Below are 19825 nucleotides of genomic sequence, written 5' to 3'. Positions count from 1 at the left end.
ATCACTTCCAACTTTTTCCGTATTACAGCATGTTAATTGTAATTATGGTCGCCTGCCTCTGTCTATGTGTTACCGTGACCTCTCTTTGTCAATTCTGGTGACTTCTCCTTGGCTTTCAGTTAAGTCCAATGCCGTATGTTCTACATAAGTTCTCCATTCTGTAAAAAAAATCCTGCTCACTTGATGGATGAAACCTCACCTTAAAAATAAAAGCTGTGCCATGTCCCCTTACTCCACGAACGCCCGGTGGTGACATGCATACGATATAGAACTCCTTGGAGTCAATACCAGGGGGGAGGGAGGCATGTACGATGAATATTCAACTCGTCCCATTGCATTATGTATACCTTGCATTTATCATCCTGATTGTTGCCGTTATGGTCCGGCGCAGAGATACAACTATCATTTGTATCACAGGTATCATGACCATTGGACTTCTGGCGACAGAAACATTAAGTGGATCGGTTGCCGGCATCTTCAGCAGTTTTATCTATGCCACCAAGGAACTGCTCAGCACCATTTTTATCATTTCAATTATTGTTGCGATGAGCCGAGTGCTTATTCGGACGGGAATTAATGAGGTTATGGTGTCACCACTCACCCGTTTTATCCATTCTCCACAGGTCGCGTATTGGGGAATTGGACTGATCATGATGGTCGTATCCCTGTTTTTCTGGCCCTCACCCGCCGTTGCCCTGATCGGAGCTGTGCTTCTTCCTGTAGCGGTACGAGTGGGTCTTCCTCCTATTGGCGCCGCCATTGCCATGAACCTGTTCGGCCATGGAATCGCATTGTCAGGAGATTATATTATCCAAGGGGCTCCCAAACTTACAGCCGATGCAGCTGGAATTCCCGTAACCTCTGTGATGACCGCAAGCATCCCGTTGGTCATTGTTATGGGAGCAGTGTCTACATTTACAGCATTCTGGATGCTGCGCAAAGAGATGAAGTCTGGTTCCGCTGTTCATCTGCACTTTCCTGTGCCTGGTCAAGCAACGATCACTCCTCCTGCCCTTGCTACTGATTCTGCACCCCTGCCCGGGGAAGCGGAGGTTCAACGTCAATCTATGCCTCGACGTCTGCAAGAGGCGTTCGCTCTAATCATCCCGCTCTTATTCGCAGTGGATGTCATCCTGATGTTTGTGTTAAAACTTCAAGGTGGGGATGCCACAGCATTAATTGGTGGAACAGCCGTGCTCATTCTGATTGCCGTATCACTTGCCGCACATCGTCATACAGGTCCGGAAGAAACAACAAACTATTTAATTGAAGGATTTCAGTTCGGATTCAAGGTGTTTGGGCCTGTCATACCAATTGCCGCTTTCTTTTATCTTGGGGATGCTGCGATCACAGAGCTGTTCAACAACCCGCTGCCTGCTGGATCACACGGTATTGTGAATGATTTAGGGGTTGCTCTTGCAGGGTTGGTGCCATTGAATAATACGGTAGGCGCTATAACGATGACGGTGACCGGAGCGGTCACGGGAATGGATGGTTCAGGGTTCTCAGGGATATCCCTGGTCGGCTCCATTGCGTCCATGTTTGCAGGCTCGGCAGATTCCGCACCTGTATTGACGGCACTGGGTCAGGTCGCCGCCATATGGGTAGGCGGTGGGACCTTAATTCCATGGGCCTTAATTCCAGCCGCTGCTATTTGCGGAGTCAGTCCATTTGAACTGGCACGCCGCAATCTGAAGCCGGTACTGCTGGGATTAATAGTGACTACAATTGTGGCTATCTTTTTAATCTGATTGCGGGAACATTTATTCGAACCGAAAAGATGTACGCAAGCGGGCCCATTGCCAAAGCTCATCCTTGCTCATTGCGGCCAGATGAAGCAATTCCTCATAGGGGTCTCCCTGAAGTCCTAATACAGTAGCGAATGCAGGCTCCGTCTTCAAGCCTTCCAGCTTCAGTTTGCGAATCTCCCGATGTCCTGCTGCACCCCAGAGTTGCAACAATTCCCACTCTACCAACATGTGAATATAAGCATTCTGTCTGCGTACAGATACGGACTGAGCGAAAATCTCTATAGGCCAGTTTCCAATATCCACACAACAGGTCACATAAGGACGCTGGCCTGTACGGCCATCCCCCCGGTTGCATCGAAAACCCTGCATGCCGCCCAGCTGTCGGTGCACTAAGGTTTCGAACGCTCCCAGATCCGCTGCCTCACATAATAGATCAAGATCACTGCCGGGAATATCAATATCAATGGGCACTGTTCCGGCCGGATAAGGCTGGTAAGCAGCCAATATGCTTAACAATCCACTAGATTGCAACACCTTATACGCATCCTGCTGTCGCTCGTTCCCCGAGGCCAGATGTGCCATTACATCCGTAGTTGTAATCATGTCACAACCTTGGGCATCGACTCATTCCGACGCTCCTGTAACGACTTGTTTGACACGCCCTACCTGTCCGCTGGTCAAACGTACTTTGATCCCATGCGGGTGTGTAGGCGATTTGGTCAACAAATCCTTCACGATACCACGTGTCAGTTTGCCTGTCGGCTGATCTTGCTTGAGCACGATATCCACTTCAAGACCCGGTTTGATATTTACTCGTTGTTGTCCGTTCATGGGTTTCCCTCTCCTCTTCAACGTATTCCATGTCATGTAGCCATAATTCACACAAAGCTTCATCTATTGTAGACGTTTTGGAATGAAAACGAAAGCCATACCCAGTGTTCAAAAACATAACTGAATGGTTACTTTCGTTTTGAAGAGGAATCAGAAGATTTGCTTTTCATCATTTTCAGAGCTGATCGATAGACTTCATCTGCACTTTTTTCAGGTTCATTTGTATCCGTCAGCACTGCTTCCTCTTCCACTTCAGCCGGCTTACGGAAATGAAGCAGTGCTTGACGGTAAGCTTGATCGCTATCTGTCGTCTGCGTCTCTCTTTTCTGAGGTAAAGGGACCACTTCCGAAGTGGAATCCATCTGGTGAATCTCCGTTTGCTTGTGCTCTTCATGTTCTAAAACCTCTGTATGCTCTGTCTGCTCGTAACTTCTGTCTTCCTTCCGGGTTTGATCTTCTTCATGCAGCAGGACAGGCCCCTCATTTACCTCTGCTATTTTGGAAGCTCGTGCTTCTGCAGCCTTGCGGGACGATCTGGAGTTATAAATCATCAGAAACACAACCCCAATAACAACAATTACCGCCAAAATGATCAACATATGAGCATCCTCCTTATCATCCGCCTGTAAGCAGCCTTAATCAATATATTGGTGCCCTATTCTGCTAATATTATTTCACCTTGTTTCGTATAGACCGACAAAGTAGCGGGAATGCTCCAAACAGGATTGTCAGCAGAAGACTTTCAGCATCGATTAAAGAGAAGATTTACAGATAACCGAATTGAGGAGGAATGATCAGCATGAATTCACGTGCCATTTTGATCAATATCATCGTTATTCTGGTGATTTTGGGAGCCGGGGCGGCCGGGATCTACTATTACAACCAATCCACCAGCTACGTTAAAACCGATAATGCGCTTGTTACCGGACAGCCTATCTCCGTGGCTTCCGCAGTAGGTGGTGAGCTTCGATCCTGGAAAGGTAAGGTAGGTACAACATTTAATGCAGGTGATACCGTCGCCACTGTCACCGCTGCGGGAAAATCAACCTCCGTGACGATGCCTGTTAATGGCACCATTGTACAACAGACCGCTGTCGAAAATTCGCTAGTATCTGCCGGTACGCCCCTCGCACGGGCCTATGATTTCAATAACCTGTACGTGACGGCCAATGTGGACGAGACCGCGATTGATAAAATTAAAGAGGGTCAGATCGTCGATGTATATGTCGATGCTTTTCCAGACACCACATTGACTGGCAAAGTAGACCAGATCGGACTTGCCACTGCATCTTCCTTTTCACTGCTGCCGTCGTCCAATACAAATGCGAATTACACCAAAGTAACACAAGTCATCCCGATCATCATTACAATCGAAGGATATAAAGGACTGGGTGTGGTTCCCGGCATGAGCGCTACCGTGCGCGTTCATATCTAAGGCTGCTGATGGATAATCAAGTGTCACTTGGGAAAACCATCGCTGTCCTGCTGCTCGGCGCCTTTATCGCCATTCTGAACCAGACTTTGCTCAATGTAGCCATCCCCCATCTGATGAATGACTTTAACGTCTCAGCAACGACCGTGCAGTGGCTGTCCACAGCCTATTTGCTGGTGAACGGGGTACTCATTCCGATTACTGCCTACTTGATTGAGTCGTTCGGTACCCGTAAATTGTTCGTGACTGCGATGCTATTGTTTACGTTAGGTTCGTTGATTTGTGCCATCAGTCCTGGATTTACGGTCATGCTCATCGGTCGTATCGTACAAGCCAGTGGGGCTGGTATTATTATGCCTTTGGTTATGAACGTGTTTCTGACCGTTTTCCCTCCAGAGAAGCGGGGAACCGCCATGGGCACGATGGGCATTGCCATGATGTTTGCTCCGGCCATTGGCCCGACGTTATCGGGATGGATCGTGGAACATTATACATGGCGGATTCTGTTCTACATGGTCATCCCGCTTGCCTTGCTTGATATTTTGTTTGCCTTCATTTGGCTGAGAAATGTGTCCAAGCTTACTTCACCGAAATTTGATGGTTTTGGCGCATTATTCTCCACCATCGGTTTCGGCTTTCTATTATATGGATTCAGCTCTGCCGGGGATAAAGGCTGGACCAGTGCAACCGTGCTGTTGACGCTGATTATCGGAGTACTCTTCATTGTCTTCTTTGTTCTTAGAGAAACGGCCATGAAGAACCCTCTGCTGGAATTTCGTGTATTCAAATACGACATCTTCACCATCTCTACGCTGGTCAGTGCAACGATTAACATGGCACTCTTTGGTGGAATGTTGCTGTTACCGATCTATCTGCAAAATATAAGGGGATTCTCTCCCCTGCAATCCGGCTTGTTGCTGCTGCCTGGTGCATTGCTAATGGGCGTCATGTCTCCTATCTCAGGTGCCCTGTTTGACCGGATCGGCTCTCGCCCCCTCGCCATTGTCGGTTTGATCATTACCGCCATCTCCACCTTTGAGTTTAGCAAGTTGACGGGGGAGACGCCCTATGGTCATATCATGATGCTATATACGTTCCGCAGCTTCGGTATGTCCATGCTTATGATGTCCGTGCAGACAGAGGGGTTAAACCAATTGCCGCCTCATCTCACCAGTCATGGTACGGCCATGTCCAATACGGTCAGGCAGGTCGCAGGCTCGATCGGGACCGCCCTGCTCATTACCGTGATGGCGACACGCGCAGGCATTCATTTGGCAGATTACAGCAACACCGTGACCACAACCAATGTAGCACTGACAGAACAAGTGGGTATGCTTGGTACGCAAATGGCTACTGCAGCAGGAATGCCTCCTGAACAAGGTTCCAGTCTTGCGTTACAGCAGCTCTATGGTATCGCTGTTCAGACGTCAACCATTGAAGGTATTAATGATGCTTTCATTGTAGCGACCTGGATTTCGATCATTGGTCTGTTTCTGTCGTTATTCCTGCGGCGGGCTCGCTCCCGTCCTCGTAAAGTCAAGCCTGAACGCTAAAATTGCACTGGACAACCCAATACCCTATATACAACCCTGTATGACAGTTATGATTCGCAAGCTTCACTTAGATAAAATGAAACAATAAAAAACCGCAGGTCTCTTCAATCCAGAGACCTGCGGTTTTTGTCTTCCATTATGGATGCTGGGGTAAGGATGCATTGTCATCCTTGGCAGCCTCTCTCGCCTTAACGGCAAGCAGTTCCGATACGGTTACAAAACGGTAGCCTTGCTCCTGCAACTTGGGCAGAATCGTTTTTAGCGCAGCAACCGTCTGGGACTTGCCTTCCACCTTGTCATGAAACAGAACGATATCCCCGTTACGTGCGTTCTTCAGCACTTTGTTCACAATGGCTGATACGCCTGGTGAAGCCCAATCACGTGTGTCCTGATGCCAGGACCATAGCACAATTGTATAGCCTTGCTGCTTGGCGACCTGAATGACCATGTCATTGTAATAGCCTCCAGGGGGTCTGAACAACGTGGGACGCTGCGCCCCTGCTTCAACAATGGATTTCTCCGCAATGTTCATTTCATGGCTGTACTTATCCGCCCTTGTTGACCTGACCGCGTACGTATGTGCATACGTATGATTGGCGATTTCATGTCCTTCCCGCTGCTCCTGCTTAATCAGGTCAGGAAATTTTTCCGCCCATTTGCCAAGCACAAAAAAAGTGCCTTTGGCCTGATATTGCTCGAGCAAAGCCAGAATCTGCGGGGTCTGGACCGGATCTGGTCCATCATCAAAGGTCAATGCGATGAGTTTGTCATGCGTGGGAACCTCCCACACAATCTCTCCCCGTTCCTCATAATACTGTCGATTCTTCTGCACAGGTTTCGCGTAGGCAGAGCTGCTGCCAAGCAAAATAACCAGCATACACAATCCGATGCATCGGGCTGCCTTCAGGTTCATGTTTATGTCCTCTCTTTATCTTCAAACGTAAACTCTCTGTTAGCATTTCCCGATTCACCAGAACTATTTAACGAAATATTTGATCAATGACTGCAATTTCCTCAGCTGAGAGCTCAACATTAAGTGTTTTCAGATTGTTGATGACCTGCTCTGGTTTCTTGGCACCAGGAATGAGCGCATCGATGGACGGCTGAGTCAAATACCAGGCCAGAACGAGATGTGCGACCTCAGTATCCTTGGACTGTGCAATGCTGCGTAGTTGTTCCACCTTGTCCAGATTCTGAATAAAGGCTTCCCCAGTGAATAACGGGTTCTTCGCCCGTCCATCCTGGAAGGTTGTATCACGATTATATTTGCCGCCCAGCAGACCTGCTGCCAGAGGGAAGTAAGGTACAAAAGAAATGTCATGCTCTGCCGTAAAGGGCAGTAATTCCTTCTCCGCTTCTCTTTTGAACAAATTATATTCAGACTGCAGTACATCCACATCTCCATCCCGATTCGCCTCACGCAACTGATCTATGGAGAAGTTGGAAACTCCGATGGCACGAATTTTACCTTCGTCCTTCAAACGTTTCAGCGCACCTACAGCCTCATCCTTCGGTGTACGTTCATCCGGGAAATGAATATAAAACAAGTCGATGTAATCTGTCTGCAGACGTTTCAAAGCCTCATCTACAGAGGTTTTGAGAAAATCAGGCGAGTTATCAAAGACTACCTTGCCATCCACGAATTTATGTGCAGCTTTCGTTGCAATGATGGTATCTTGGCGCTGACCCGTTTCTTTCAGCACTTCACCAATTAACCGTTCTGAATGCTCAGGTCCATAGATGAAAGCAGTATCCAAAAAGTTAATGCCCTGTTTCAAAGCCGTACGAACGACATCCTTGCCTGTCTCATCATTCAGCATATTCGGATAGATGTTATGTCCTCCTACTGCATTTGCCCCCAATCCAATCGGGTTAACAATCAGATCGGTTTTGCCCAAGCGAGTACGTTGTTCTGCCATGTCTCATCCATCTCCTTTTCTGAGCGTATGTAACTCACATATATTATATCAAAGGGTTAAGCATATTTAAAATATCGGGTTTATCGGATTAGGTATTTTTCAGTGCTGTGGCTTCCACGTCATTGATGAATCGACGGAGTTTTGCAGCCACATCGCGGTTAATTTCGCCATTTTCATATAGCTGTTGTATGGTATTACGTTGCTCCTGCATCGCCACCATTTGCAATTCCAGCTTTTCCTGATCAAATGGATCTTCAGTTTTACCCTGGTTCCAGGTGCGTAATTTGGCAATGACCCGTTCATATCTGGAGATAACCGACAGAGCCACAATCCGGTTGCTATCGTTCATGTTAGCGCGAATTGCTTTGATTGCTGCTTCAGAGGTACGCATCTTCACTTGACGGAACAGGTCCGCATTCTCAATCATAAATGGCTGATCCGGCTTCTGTGATCGATTCGTAAACACATGTCCAAATACTCGTCCAATTTCACTGAGTGAGAACATCATCTGGGTATTCGTGCGGTTCGCAAGCATCATTTCCTTACGATCCAACCAGCTGTTACATCTAAAGGCGGCTTCGGAAGCAATTACATTCTCATCCATCATATTTTCAATTTCTTTGCGTTCCGCCCGTGTAGCGATGAGATTAATTGCTGTTTCCTGCTTCAAAATGTCCTTGCGCTTACCGGCAGTAAGCTCGCCAGCCGCCTGCCTGATATATTTCGACAGATCGGAAACAACCGCAAGTGCAGCCGCTTTGTTCTCATCATTCATTTCCGACTTAACTGCACGAATGGCAGCATTCAGCATAATGCCCTGTGCTTTTCGTTCCGTCGTTTGCGGTGTGCCCTCTTCCGCTTTTTCTTCGTTCTTCGCCAGAATAGGAAGGAACACACTTGCAGCAATCAGAGTGAACAGAATCACACCTGCCGCCAAGAATATAATCAGATCCCTTTCAGGAAAAGGAGACCCGTCTTGAAGAACATAAGGAATGGAGAATGCCCCCGCCAGTGTTACAGCCCCTCTCACACCCGAAAGAGTAATAATCGTAATTTCTTTCAGCCGGGGCTTACCGCTCGACAACGCCTCACCGGAATTTTCATTGCCTTTCCAGAACAGATAGATCCAAACAAAACGAAGCACCAACAACAGCACTGAAATGAGGCCCACATAGCCAAGTACTTGGAGGTTATCAAACGAGACATTCTCGAAGATAGTACTCAGCACATCCGGGATCTGTACCCCCAGAATGACAAAGACCAACCCGTTCAAAATGAATAAAATGACAGACCAGGTACTGGCAGATACCACCTGCATCTTCAATTGTACAGACTCGGTCCGGTCACGCTCAATAGCATGAATAATCCCGCCGGCGACGACCGCAAGAATGCCCGAAACACCGACCTCTTCACTGACCAGATAAATGACGAAGGGCGTTAAAATTTGCAATAACATATGAATGGTGACATCTTCCATACCCAGACGCCGAATCCAGACACCCAGTCGGATCAACAAGAACGATAACAAGGCACCAATCAGCAACCCGCCAATCGCGATAAGTATAAAGCTAAATGACGCCTGAGCCAGGGAAAATACACCCGTAACCGTGGCGGCAATCGCAAATTTGAATGCAACCAGACCGGATGCATCATTCATTAATGCTTCTCCCTCAAGAAGCCTATGTATACTCTTGGGCAAATGTACACGTCCTGCCATGGCGCCTACAGCCACAGCATCTGTCGGGGACAGTATTGCCGCGAGTGCAAAAGCCGCAGGAAGCGGAATGGTTGGAATGAGCCAATGAATAGCGTATCCAGCCACAACAACCGTGACAAATACAAGGCCCAGAGCTAACAAAAGGATGGGCGCTCTTAAATTCCACAGCTCGTGTCTTGGCGTTCGCTTCCCGTCATTGTACAGCAACGGAGCGATAAAGAGCACGAAAAATAATTCCGGATTCAGTGGCAGATGCACACCCGCAGGTAATAGGGCAATGGCTACACCAAGAACAATCTGAATCAGCGGAACGGGGATAAAGGGTACAAACCGGTTCAAAATATTCGATAAACCGATCAGTACCAGTAAAACAAGCACGGCGATAAACAGTTCCATGATGACAATCCCTTTCCGAATAATGAAGTGGTGAAACCATTTTGAGTAGCCTTATTTTAACATAAACCAGAGTTGATTATAAAAATGTTGTCATATTCAATGCCCATCGAAAGCGAATGGATAGCAGTCGGATTGAAGATTTCTGATTGGTTCTGTTTATAAGATGTTACAATATGCTCAGGACAATACCCGTTTGGAAAGGAACTTGGTGTCTATGGCATTTGGAATTAAACGACAGGAGCTGGGAGAATGGAAAGAACGTGTTTCTCGTGGCGACCTTGCCTATCTCACTCATTTCTGGATCGACAACCGTTTTCCGGGCATTACCAGTGTGACCAAAGTGGGCTGTGCAGATCTGAACCGTCTTGAGGACTGGTGTAGAACCCATGGACTCGACCCACGTTATATACATCGGCGTCAGCCTTTTCCCCATTTTGACCTGCTCGGTAAAAAACAAAAGGAAATTCTGATCCAGGAAGGTCTGACAGAACACATTCAACGCTTTCATCTCTGATTGAAAAAATTAAAACGCCAGCCTTCAAGAATCAAGTCCCAAAGCGGGCTCAAATTCTTGAAGACTGGCGTTTTACACACCATATATTTAGCGATGCGTTTGCTCCAATGTTTTCATTTTTTCCAGCAGTTTCAGCTCAATCTTCTTCAGCATGCCAAACATCTGCAGTTGTTCCTCTTCCGTAAGCGCCTGCAAAAGTTCCCACGTCATCCGGCCGCGATTATTAATCAACGTTCTTGCAAGCTGCTGCCCCTCTTCCGTTAAGGACAACCATACAATTCTTCGGTCCTCTTCACTGCGCACCCGCTGGATCAGACCTTCGCTCTCCAGTTGATTCAGCACAATTGTGGTTGCTCCTGAAGATAGACTAAGTTGTCTGGCCACATCCACAGCCATACAGCGTTCTTCACGTAAAATCATGCCCAATATATGACTTTTCGTCGGATTCAATTTGCAGTTTGTTTCATTTCTTTGCTGCTGATCCAATACTTTATTTTTATATCTGAAGAAGGCCTCCAACAATTGATCCACATTTGCCAATTGAGAGTTTCGCTCCGTATCCGGGCTCATAAACGTTCCTCCTACCTTTGATCATAACCTACCTTATATTGTAACATATTTGTACTATTTTGTTTGTGAAAAATGCGCTTGTTTCCCAAAACCCTTTACTTGTCTGTAAAGTTCATGCTTATTTTGCGGTTTCATGTGACAAGCTACCTTATAGCATGAACAGATAACCACACAAGGAGGAATCAAGCAATGAACATTTATATTGTTTTCGATAGTGAAGGCGGGCATACACGTGCGCTTGCCGAATCGATTGCTGCTGGCGCAGCCAGCGTGCATGGTGCGACCGTTCATTTGCATTCCACAGAAGAAGCCGACATCTACAAGCTGGTGGAAATGGACGCCATTATCTGGGGATGCCCCGGACATTTTGGCTCCATCAGTTCGAGTTTGAAAAAGTGGATCGACAAGCTGGGCTACCTCTGGGCAGAGGGCAAACTTGTGGACAAAGTCGGTGCAGTGTTCTGTACCATCGCGACCGAGCATGGTGGATTAGAGTCAACGTTGATTCATCTGCTGACACCTATGCTCCATCAGGGCATGATTATTACCGGACTACCTGGCAACTTTGCAGATAATGCATTATATGGATCTTATTATGGTGTTGGGGTGACTTGTCCGGTGGACAGTGATGATCTGCTCAGCGAACAGGGTATGGCATTGGGTAAAGCTCTGGGAGAACGCGTGGCTCGCATAACCAACAGACTGATCACATAGAAATCAGAGTGTTCCCCGTAAAAGAAGAAATTGCTGTTCTTATCAAGCCTGCGCTCATAAGTGAGAAGCAGTACTGCAGGCTTGAACTCTCCTTCCTATGGAGAAATAGAATGATTCTATTGCATTATTGGATTGAATTTGTTTATAATAACCTATATCTCTAAAGTTACTTTTAGTTACTTAATGATTTTTATAAATCTGTTGTTATAAAGTAATACGATATTCATCCATTATATAGCAAGGGAATTTTACACATGAATCAAAATACGTATTTAAAAACTGACGTTTGTATTGTGGGAGCTGGTCCTGGTGGGGCTCTACTCTCATTCCTGCTGAAACGGCAGGGAATATCCTCCATCCTGATCGAACGCCAGCCGCACCTGCTTAAGTCGTTTCGTGGTGAAGTGCTTAATGCAGATGGTGAGGCTGTACTGAAAAAGCATGGGTTATACCCTTCTGTCACCCAACGTGGCGTGCTGCCGCTAGAGCAAATTCAATATTGGGAGAATGGTCAGATCATTCACACCATTTTCCCTGGAGAGCAAGAATCCCATGTGGGCATTCATGTGCCGCAGGATCATCTGCTGGAAGTCATCGTGTCACAATCACAGAACCAGGAAAACGAACAACTCCTTTATAATACAGTTATGACTGGATTGTTACGGAATAAGGCTGACCAAACGATTGGCATCAACATTCGGCAAGAAGGGCGGCCTGCTTCCATTGAAGCAGCGGTTATTGTTGGTGCGGATGGCAGATATTCAGCTGTACGCAGACACGCTGGTCTGACTCCGGATACCCGCAAACATGGATACGACCTGTTATGGGCTCGAATTCCTGCTCCGGCAGGCTGGGAACCTGCTGTTCGGATGGCCAGTATGGATGGTCAGCAGTTGGCGTTATTCTCACAATTCGGAGGTTATGTGCAGATTGGATGGAACATCCCGCAAGGGTCCTTCTCCAAGCTGCGTGAACAGCCTTTTGCTCCTTTTGTACAGAAACTCGTGGCGGCCTTCCCCTGTCTCGCGGATTCGGTAGCTCAACATATCCAGACCTGGAGTGATTTTGTTTTGTTATCCGTAGAGAGCAGTTTCGCCGAATCGTGGGCACAGGACAACGTGGTCTTGCTTGGTGATGCTGCTCATACGATGACTCCGACGGGCGCTTTTGGATTGAATGCAGCATTGGAAGATGCGGACACGCTCGCTGAGCTGATCGTTGAAATGGCAGCCGATCAATTCACTTCCACAGAACGGCTGCAAGAGCTGCAAGCCAGACGTGGAGAAAAAGTGAAGCAGCAGTTGGCTAGGCAACTGGAAATGGAGTCTTCGTTCCAGCAGCGGTACGAATCTTTTCAATAATGGGGCGTGTTATTCACGCACCGCGTTAATCAACAAACAGCCGATTACTCCCTGTTGGGGAATCATCGGCTGTTTTGTTTTTTGTGGAAAAACAATTAGGAATCAGGCTTCCCTACCATTCATGGCGCTTACCCTTAGCTTAGTCATAGGCAGAGACAGCTTATCGGGATGACGCAATCTCACCGTACGGCTCTCACCAGGGAGCAGATCGAAATAGTTATCACTGAAACGAACGCGTCCAAGGGGCAGTTCGAGCTTCACCAACCGTGCAATTGCACCAATGGCCGTAACCGATACGGATTGCTCCTCTTCGTTCACATGCACACTGAGCTGCGCTTGAGGCAGGTTAACATCCTTCGGATCACGTAAGAAATATCGATTCAGTGGCGCAGTGAAACCTTCGGCGACCAATTCAACCAACACTTCTTCTGCCAAGCTGCCTCCCAATACTTCCGCTTCGCTCAGCTCTGCAATGCGAGTAGAGCATTGCGAACCTGTCTCCACATGATGCGAGCTGGAATATATCTTTTCCCCATTCAGTCCATAGACATTAAGTCGAAGCTGTCCCATCAGAGTCTCCCGTGTATCATTCACGACCCATAACGTAAGAGGCTCACCCGGTTCATGTTCCAGAGACAGCAGTATCGGATGAAAGAATATTTTTCCATAATAAAAGGAGGCCTTCGGCAGTAGCTCGTAGTCAATCATGGACCAACTTGTGCCTGGCCAGCTATCATTCAGCTGCCACACAAGCGCTCCACTATTGCGATGATTAATTCGCCGGAAATGTTCAATGCCGTACCGTAGTCCTTCCGCCTGTGTCAGCATCGAGTAATTCATGTATTCCTCAATATTTTGCGGAATGCCCGTATATCCTTCCATCAGAAGAATGCCTTTCTGATGATTGGTATCCTTATTCCGATAAGCCATTTCGGGACTGCCCCAGTAAAATTGCCCTGCAGGCATGTTTTTCTCCAACGTGTAGCGGTTGGCCGAGGCATGCATGCCGAATTCACTGCTGAACAGGGCATTATCTTTTTTATAGTTTTTGAAAGTCACGCCCTCAATACTGTAGTCCAGCAGTGGCGGCTCGCCGTGTTTTCGGGGATAGACGGAACCATGCCATACCTGCCAGTTATGACGATCCCCCACATCCGGATCGTTGGCATCATTGCCGTGACTGTCCCCATACGGTGAGGAAGGCCAGTATGGACGAGACGAATCCAGACGCTCCAGCACTTCCGGGATCAGCTCATGGTAGATCAGCTCTCCATAAAAGGGACTGGTAATATCTCCACTGGCAGACTTCATGTCATAAAGCCAGTCAATTTCGTTATTGCCACACCAGAGCGCAAGCGAAGCACGATTGCGCAGGCGCAGGACATTATTTTCAACCTCATCCCGTACATTGTTCATGAAGTCCCGATTGAAGTCCGGAAATAAGGCGTTGGCAAAAGCAAAATCCTGCCACACCAGTACGCCTTGCCGATCACATTCATCATAGAAGACGTCCTTCTCATATATACCGCCTGCCCAGACACGCAGCATGTTCATATGCCCTTCCACGGTCAGCTCGATCAGCTCACGATACCGAGAGGCAGGGATGGCACCAATCAGATGGTCGGCCGGAATCCAGTTGGCTCCCTTCGCGTACACCCGCACTCCGTTCAGGATAAAAGTAAACGCATCCTCACCCTGCTCATTATGAAGCGCCAGTTCAATGGTTCGTACACCGTAAGGCTCGTTGTATTGATCCACTTCCACTCCATCCGCAAATAGAGTAACTTCCAGCCTGTACAAGTAAGGCTCACCCAAATCATGCGTCCACCATAATTGCGGTGAATCCAATTTCAGTGTTGTATCTGCGAGACCATTTTCCACAACGACTTCAGCAGAGCTTGCCACTTCCTGACCACTCGCATCCAGTAAACGTATATCACATGACAAAGCCACAGCTTTTTCACGTTTGTGTCTGCTGCGGAAAGACAAAACAGACTTCACATCAGCAGTGACATGGACAACCGCTTGCTGTTTGCTGGCTGATTTGGTACGTGCAAATACGTTCTCCAGCTTTGCGATCGTTCGTCTTTCCAGCCGTACCCCGCCCCAAATTCCTACGGTGACCATCCGTGGACCCCAGTCCCAACCGAAATTCATCGCAGCTTTGCGCAACCATGGCCGTTCCTTCGTATACGAAGACCAGTCAAACGTTTCCTTGTCTCTGTAATGCAGATAAAGGGGGTCGAACTTGACCGCTATGGCGTTCCAGCCATTACGAACCAGTGTCGTCACATCAAACGTGTGGGACATGAGCATATTAGCCGTTTTCCCCACTTCATGTCCGTTCACGTATACGGTGGCGAACGTATCCAACCCGTCGAAGACCAATTCGAAATACTCCTCCGCTTCCCCATCTTTCACCAGATTGAAGTTGGTGCGATACCACCATTCCTTCTGCTCGATCCAGCGACTCTTGGCATCGTTATGCCCATAGTAGGGCGGATCAATGATGCTGCGTTCAGCGAGAGCAGTGTGCACATCCCCTGGCACCTCCGCTCCAATCCAGAATCGATCATCCAGCGCTGCTGCTGCAACATCCATGGCCCGCTTTTCCCCGACCTCGAAATGCTGAATCTTCCACTGTCCTGACAAATCCTGACTTAAATTATTCATCTTCACACTTGCCTCGCTCCCCAGTTTGCTTGGTATTAAATATCGAAAACGTTTGCAATAAAATATGACTTCGTTCGTTGTTTTGTCTGCTAACCTTTAATGTTCAGAAGTCTTGTACGACACTGACTCCTCACGATACTCGCTCGGAGTCATGCCCGTATGTTTTTTGAACAGCCTGCTAAAATACTTAACGTCCTCATATCCGCTGATGGCGGCCACTTCACTTACTTTCGCGGGAGAAACCGCCAGCATGTCCATCGCGCGCCGAATTCGCATACCTGTTACAAAATCACCAAAAGTGACGCCTGTTTCCTTCTTAAACAGTTCACTGAGATGGCCCGGATGCAGATGGACCTGACCTGCGACATGTTGCAGGCTAATATCCTGTACCAATCCGGATTCCATATAAGCAATAGCCTTCTGTACATGCGTAGTCCGCCCTTGTCCCATCTGGCTGTGATAGGTATGCATCACCCCATATAAATGATGAAACAGCAGATCCCGAAGTTCACCAGCATCGGCATCCGAGTCTGGCCTCCATGGTTCGAACCGTTCCAGATCGTCTCTTCCAATGGTCCGCATGGTACGAACCAACCAACGCTGTCCGGCATTCACCGCAGCATGCAGACAGGCATCAAAAGACTCTGGCGTTACTTCGGGGTCCATCAGGAGTTCATGCACCAGTTCTCGCGTCCATTTGGTCAGCATAATCGAGTCGTTATCCATTAACAATGTCCCCAGGGTGGTTTCTTCCTCATGTTGAAGGACGGTTTTACCTCCTATGCGGTGCAAAATGTCTTCATATTGCCATATTCTATCCTCAAGTAATCCATGGTAACGGTATGCGATCGATGCCGTTCGGTAGCTCTCATGCAGAAGTTGAACCTCCGTGTAGGGTCGACCTGCTGCTGCACGCAATGTACATTTCAACAGTTGCTCCATCCGGGTTAACGCAATGCCCAAAGTAAATTGGAAATCCTGCTCATCTGGCGGCGGCTGTACAACACAGATAATCCGGTCCTTTTGAATGTGTGCAATTGCGCCTGGTAGGACATCCTCCAGCATATTTTGCACGGCAAAGTTCAGCAAAGTAGCCGAAGAACGATTCCACCCCGCAGCTTTTAAGATCAGAATCTGTCTCTGCATATGCTCCATGTCGGAGGGGAATTCCAATTTCCCAGTTATTCCCGATTGGAGAAATACAGGACAAGGGTTAGATTCTACGTCTCCCTCAATGATCCACTCAGCGAACAAGCGCTGTTTGTTCTCTCGCAGCAGCTGCCCTTCTCTCGATTTCTCAGCCCATCGTTCGGTAATCCGTTGTTTGGCCTGAAGCACCGTCTTGATAATTTCTTCCGGCTTACTCGTCTTAAGCAGATAATCTGTGACACCTTGACGAATGGCTTGCTGAGCGTAAGAGAAGTCATCATATCCCGATAAAATAATGACCTCGAGTTCCGGCAGCATATGCAGTCCTTCCTTTGCCAGTTCAAGCCCCGTCCTTCCCGTCATCCGAATATCAGTCATCAGAATATGCGGCCTCTCCTCAGCCATGCGTGTTAACGCCTCTTCTGCCGAGGCTGCTGGCGAAAGCAGCTCAATCCCCAGTTCATGCCAACCGATTACACTGGCGAGCCCTGTGCGGATAATCACTTCATCATCAACAATCAGTAATCTCATGGCGATTCCTCCAAGATTGGAATGGAAAATGAAATTCGGGTTCCACCTCCGACCCGGCTGTCCACTTCGAGCTGCGCCTCAGCTCCATAATGAAGCAGTAGTCTCTCGTTCACATTGCGGAGCCCGTAACCCCCTTGCTTCATAGGCTCTTTTTCCGTCCAATGGTAGTTTGAATAATGTTGCTCTTCCTCATCCGATGACACAAGGCTGCTTCTGACATGCTCCAGTCTGTCCCGCTCCATGCCAGCCCCGTCATCCAGAACCAGCACATTCATTCGTTCCTGTTCTTGTCGAATCATGATCGTAATTGTGCCCATACCTGCTTTCGGCTGAATTCCATGAATCATGGCATTTTCGACGAGTGGTTGGAGCAGCAATTTCAGCATCATTCGCTGTTCAAGTGCCGGATCAACAATATAATGTACGGCGAACTTGTCGGGAAAACGGATGGACTGCACACGAACATAATGGCGAATGTGGGTAATCTCCTGCCCTACAGGACAATAATCCCGACCCTGATTCAAGCTGATGCGCAAAAAATCACTCAATCCCTCGACCATCTCTGCGATCCGCTTTTCCTCAGACATCAAGGCAATCCAGTGAATGGACGACAGGGTGTTATACAGAAAATGAGGATTGATCTGCGCCTGAAGTGCTCTGAGATCAGCTTCCTTCTTGCGGGCTTCCCCACGGATAACCTCTTCTTTCAATCTCTCAATATGTGCACCGAGCAAATTATAACTTTCTCCCAGCTTGCCGATTTCATCATCACTTTCCGATCGGAATAGGGGCAGCGGTCGATCGGGGTCCATTCGGGACAGATGTCTGGTAAGAACTCGCAGCGGCCTTGTGACTCGTCGCACCGTAAACCAGACAAGTCCTGCACTGATCGCAGCAGACAGGCTCACTGCAACAGCAGTGAGGATGAGAATATAACCGTTTTCGGACTGATACTGATCATAGGGAACCGTTCCGGTCAGCGTCCAGCCGGTCAGCTGTTCCGGATAATACAGCAATGTACGTTTCTCATCGCCGCTGCCATATGTGGCTGTCCCGCTTCCTTCTTGTTGAATCAGCGTCTGTGCCTCAGGCTCAATCTTCTCCAATGACTGTCCAAGACGGGATTTGTCCATGGAAGACAAAATCTCTCCATTGGAGCCGATCAGTTCCAGTCGACCTTCACCCATACCCAGTCCCAGCGCCGCCCATCCTTTCGAGATGGCCTTCTCATCCAGACTGATCGCCAGCCATCCGATGGGCCGATAATCGTGAATGCTGCGAATGGGTCGAACCAATGTAATTACATTTTGGATACCGGCATAATTCTGAACCGGATATACACCAGTCCATGCTTTAACCGCATCACCACGCGGAGCAGGAGGGTACGATACATTGGATGATTCATACCATGTAGCCGTGGAGAGAGCCGCATCAAAACGGTCCGGATAGATGGCAATGTTGGCAATATATTTTTTGGAAGCGGCCAGATTGGTCATCCTGCCCAGAATATCCACACGCTCCTGCACATCGTCCTCATTGCTACTTAAATACTGCTGAATGTCCCTTTCTCCAATCAGAAAAATCGATAGCGTCTCGACATCCTGCAGCATATAACGCAAATTCGCTTCCACCTGCTTCAGTGTGTCCATGCCCGAAAGCTTTGTTTTTTGTTCTGTGATGCGGGAAGAGATGAGAAAGGCGAACAGCCCCAGTGCCAGTAGCGGCACAATCATGGAAGCTGTAACCACAACGGACAGCTTCCGTTGCAGTGAAGATGTTAGCCAGCGTCCCACACCTTTTCCTCCTCTGGATGCGCTTTCGTTTAACCTTTGACTGCTCCGGCCGTCATGCCTTTCATGACTTGTTCCTGAAATACCAGGTATAGAATGATGGTCGGGATTACGGATAAGGTCATGGCAGCAAGAGTCAGGCCGTAATCGGTCTGATATCCGTCGGCAAAATTGGCGATCGCGAGCGGTAACGTTTTCAAACCTGTTTTGTTAATAAACACGAGTGCGAACGAAAAGTCATTCCACGCGTGCAAAAAACTCAGAATAGTGACCGTTGACAAGGCAGGCACCGACATGGGAAGCATGATCCGGGTGAACAGCCCCCATAGACCTGTTCCATCAATAAAAGCGGCCTCTTCAATGTCACGTGGAATGCTGATCAAATAAGCTGTCAGCACAAATATCGCGGTTGGCAACGCAAATGCGGTATACGGCAATATCAGTGCCCAATACGTATTCAGCAGGGACATCTGTTTCATCAAAATAAATAACGGAACCAATGTGCTGTGAATGGGAATCAGCATTCCTACAACGAAGAAGGTCATGATTAGCCCTTTCCAGCGAAACTGGAAACGTGCGAGTATAAATGAGGCCAGCGCGGCAATAAACAGCGTTATGATAAGCGAACCTACGGATACAATCAGGGAATTGCCAAAAGCGGTTCCCAGCTTGGAGCTTTCCCAGGCATTGCTGAAATTCTCCACGTTCCATTTTTCCGGCAGCCCGAAGGGCCTGCTATAGAAATCTTCATTCGTTTTGAATGCACTGATCACAAGCCAGTAAAACGGATATAATGTTAAAATACCATAGACCATCAACAGCGTCCAAACAATTCCACTACGGAATCGGCGAACCGGATGAGCTGAAGTATTCCCTGGTGTTGGCATCGATAACGGTGTAATACTCATTACAGTCCCCCCTCTC

At 48.0% G+C, this 19825-nt stretch carries 17 protein-coding genes; 6 read left to right on the top strand and 11 right to left on the bottom strand.

Features of this window, described 5'->3' with window-relative positions; genetic code table 11:
* Positions 1–311 precede the first annotated feature (311 nt).
* A complete protein-coding gene (locus tag ACFVQB_RS01365) occupies positions 312–1751 on the top strand; it encodes a hypothetical protein (RefSeq protein WP_379434628.1) in 1440 nt (479 codons plus the stop codon).
* Positions 1752–1763: 12 nt separating this feature from the next.
* On the opposite strand, the gene ACFVQB_RS01360 is transcribed toward ACFVQB_RS01365, so the two are convergent.
* The 3 genes from ACFVQB_RS01360 to ACFVQB_RS01350 form a co-directional block, all read right to left on the bottom strand.
* Positions 1764–2354, bottom strand: coding sequence for a DUF4269 domain-containing protein (locus tag ACFVQB_RS01360; RefSeq protein WP_379434626.1), 591 nt, complete (start codon positions 2352–2354; stop codon positions 1764–1766).
* Between the two features lie 21 nt (positions 2355–2375).
* Positions 2376–2582 (bottom strand): YwbE family protein, encoded by a 207-nt coding sequence (locus tag ACFVQB_RS01355; protein ID WP_063564738.1) that lies wholly within the window; start codon positions 2580–2582, stop codon positions 2376–2378.
* A gap of 128 nt (positions 2583–2710) precedes the next feature.
* Positions 2711–3181, bottom strand: a complete 471-nt coding sequence (locus tag ACFVQB_RS01350) for a hypothetical protein (protein WP_379434625.1) — start codon at positions 3179–3181, stop codon at positions 2711–2713.
* A gap of 200 nt (positions 3182–3381) precedes the next feature.
* Here ACFVQB_RS01350 and ACFVQB_RS01345 point away from each other — a divergent pair, with 200 nt between their 5' ends.
* Entirely contained in the window at positions 3382–4017 is a 636-nt protein-coding gene (locus ACFVQB_RS01345; protein ID WP_379434623.1) for a biotin/lipoyl-containing protein, read from the top strand.
* Between the two features lie 8 nt (positions 4018–4025).
* The gene (locus ACFVQB_RS01340; RefSeq protein ID WP_379434621.1) at positions 4026–5567 is read left to right on the top strand and encodes a DHA2 family efflux MFS transporter permease subunit; all 1542 of its coding nucleotides are present in this window, start codon (positions 4026–4028) and stop codon (positions 5565–5567) included.
* Positions 5568–5703: 136 nt separating this feature from the next.
* Here the strand turns inward: ACFVQB_RS01340 and ACFVQB_RS01335 are convergent, their stop codons facing one another.
* From ACFVQB_RS01335 to ACFVQB_RS01325, 3 genes are all read right to left on the bottom strand, one after another.
* On the bottom strand, positions 5704–6480 hold the full coding sequence (locus tag ACFVQB_RS01335) for a polysaccharide deacetylase family protein (RefSeq protein WP_379434619.1): 777 nt from the start codon (positions 6478–6480) through the stop codon (positions 5704–5706).
* 67 nt (positions 6481–6547) lie between these two features.
* Positions 6548–7486, bottom strand: coding sequence for an aldo/keto reductase (locus tag ACFVQB_RS01330; protein WP_379434618.1), 939 nt, complete (start codon positions 7484–7486; stop codon positions 6548–6550).
* A gap of 88 nt (positions 7487–7574) precedes the next feature.
* Positions 7575–9599, bottom strand: a complete 2025-nt coding sequence (locus ACFVQB_RS01325; RefSeq protein WP_379434616.1) for a Na+/H+ antiporter — start codon at positions 9597–9599, stop codon at positions 7575–7577.
* A 214-nt stretch (positions 9600–9813) separates the two neighbouring features.
* Between ACFVQB_RS01325 and ACFVQB_RS01320 the strand changes: the two genes are divergently transcribed.
* Positions 9814–10113 (top strand): hypothetical protein, encoded by a 300-nt coding sequence (locus ACFVQB_RS01320; protein WP_379434615.1) that lies wholly within the window; start codon positions 9814–9816, stop codon positions 10111–10113.
* Positions 10114–10200: 87 nt separating this feature from the next.
* Here ACFVQB_RS01320 and ACFVQB_RS01315 read toward each other — a convergent pair whose 3' ends face one another.
* Complete coding sequence (locus tag ACFVQB_RS01315) at positions 10201–10683, bottom strand: MarR family winged helix-turn-helix transcriptional regulator (protein WP_379434614.1); 483 nt, start codon at positions 10681–10683, stop codon at positions 10201–10203.
* Positions 10684–10872: 189 nt separating this feature from the next.
* Here ACFVQB_RS01315 and ACFVQB_RS01310 point away from each other — a divergent pair, with 189 nt between their 5' ends.
* Positions 10873–11397 carry an NAD(P)H-dependent oxidoreductase gene (locus ACFVQB_RS01310; protein WP_379434613.1) on the top strand — a complete coding sequence of 175 codons (525 nt, stop codon included), beginning with the start codon at positions 10873–10875 and terminating at the stop codon, positions 11395–11397.
* 254 nt (positions 11398–11651) lie between these two features.
* On the top strand, positions 11652–12758 hold the full coding sequence (locus ACFVQB_RS01305; protein ID WP_379434611.1) for an FAD-dependent monooxygenase: 1107 nt from the start codon (positions 11652–11654) through the stop codon (positions 12756–12758).
* 102 nt (positions 12759–12860) lie between these two features.
* On the opposite strand, the gene ACFVQB_RS01300 is transcribed toward ACFVQB_RS01305, so the two are convergent.
* The 4 genes from ACFVQB_RS01300 to ACFVQB_RS01285 all read right to left on the bottom strand — a co-directional run bounded on the left by ACFVQB_RS01300 (position 12861) and on the right by ACFVQB_RS01285 (position 19788).
* Positions 12861–15431, bottom strand: a complete 2571-nt coding sequence (locus tag ACFVQB_RS01300) for a beta-mannosidase (RefSeq protein WP_379436238.1) — start codon at positions 15429–15431, stop codon at positions 12861–12863.
* A gap of 96 nt (positions 15432–15527) precedes the next feature.
* Positions 15528–17111: a helix-turn-helix domain-containing protein gene (locus ACFVQB_RS01295; RefSeq protein ID WP_379434610.1), complete on the bottom strand. Its 1584-nt coding sequence runs from the start codon at positions 17109–17111 to the stop codon at positions 15528–15530.
* On the bottom strand, positions 17108–18904 hold the full coding sequence (locus ACFVQB_RS01290; RefSeq protein WP_379434608.1) for a sensor histidine kinase: 1797 nt from the start codon (positions 18902–18904) through the stop codon (positions 17108–17110). The genes ACFVQB_RS01295 and ACFVQB_RS01290 overlap by 4 nt, the downstream gene beginning before the upstream one ends.
* Before the next feature lie 29 nt (positions 18905–18933).
* On the bottom strand, positions 18934–19788 hold the full coding sequence (locus ACFVQB_RS01285) for a carbohydrate ABC transporter permease (RefSeq protein WP_379436235.1): 855 nt from the start codon (positions 19786–19788) through the stop codon (positions 18934–18936).
* Positions 19789–19825: the final 37 nt, after the last annotated feature.

This window comes from Paenibacillus sp. NPDC057886 (assembly GCF_042796655.1).
Lineage (GTDB): Bacteria > Bacillota > Bacilli > Paenibacillales > Paenibacillaceae > Paenibacillus.
This window is presented reverse-complemented; position numbering and strand designations above follow the sequence as displayed.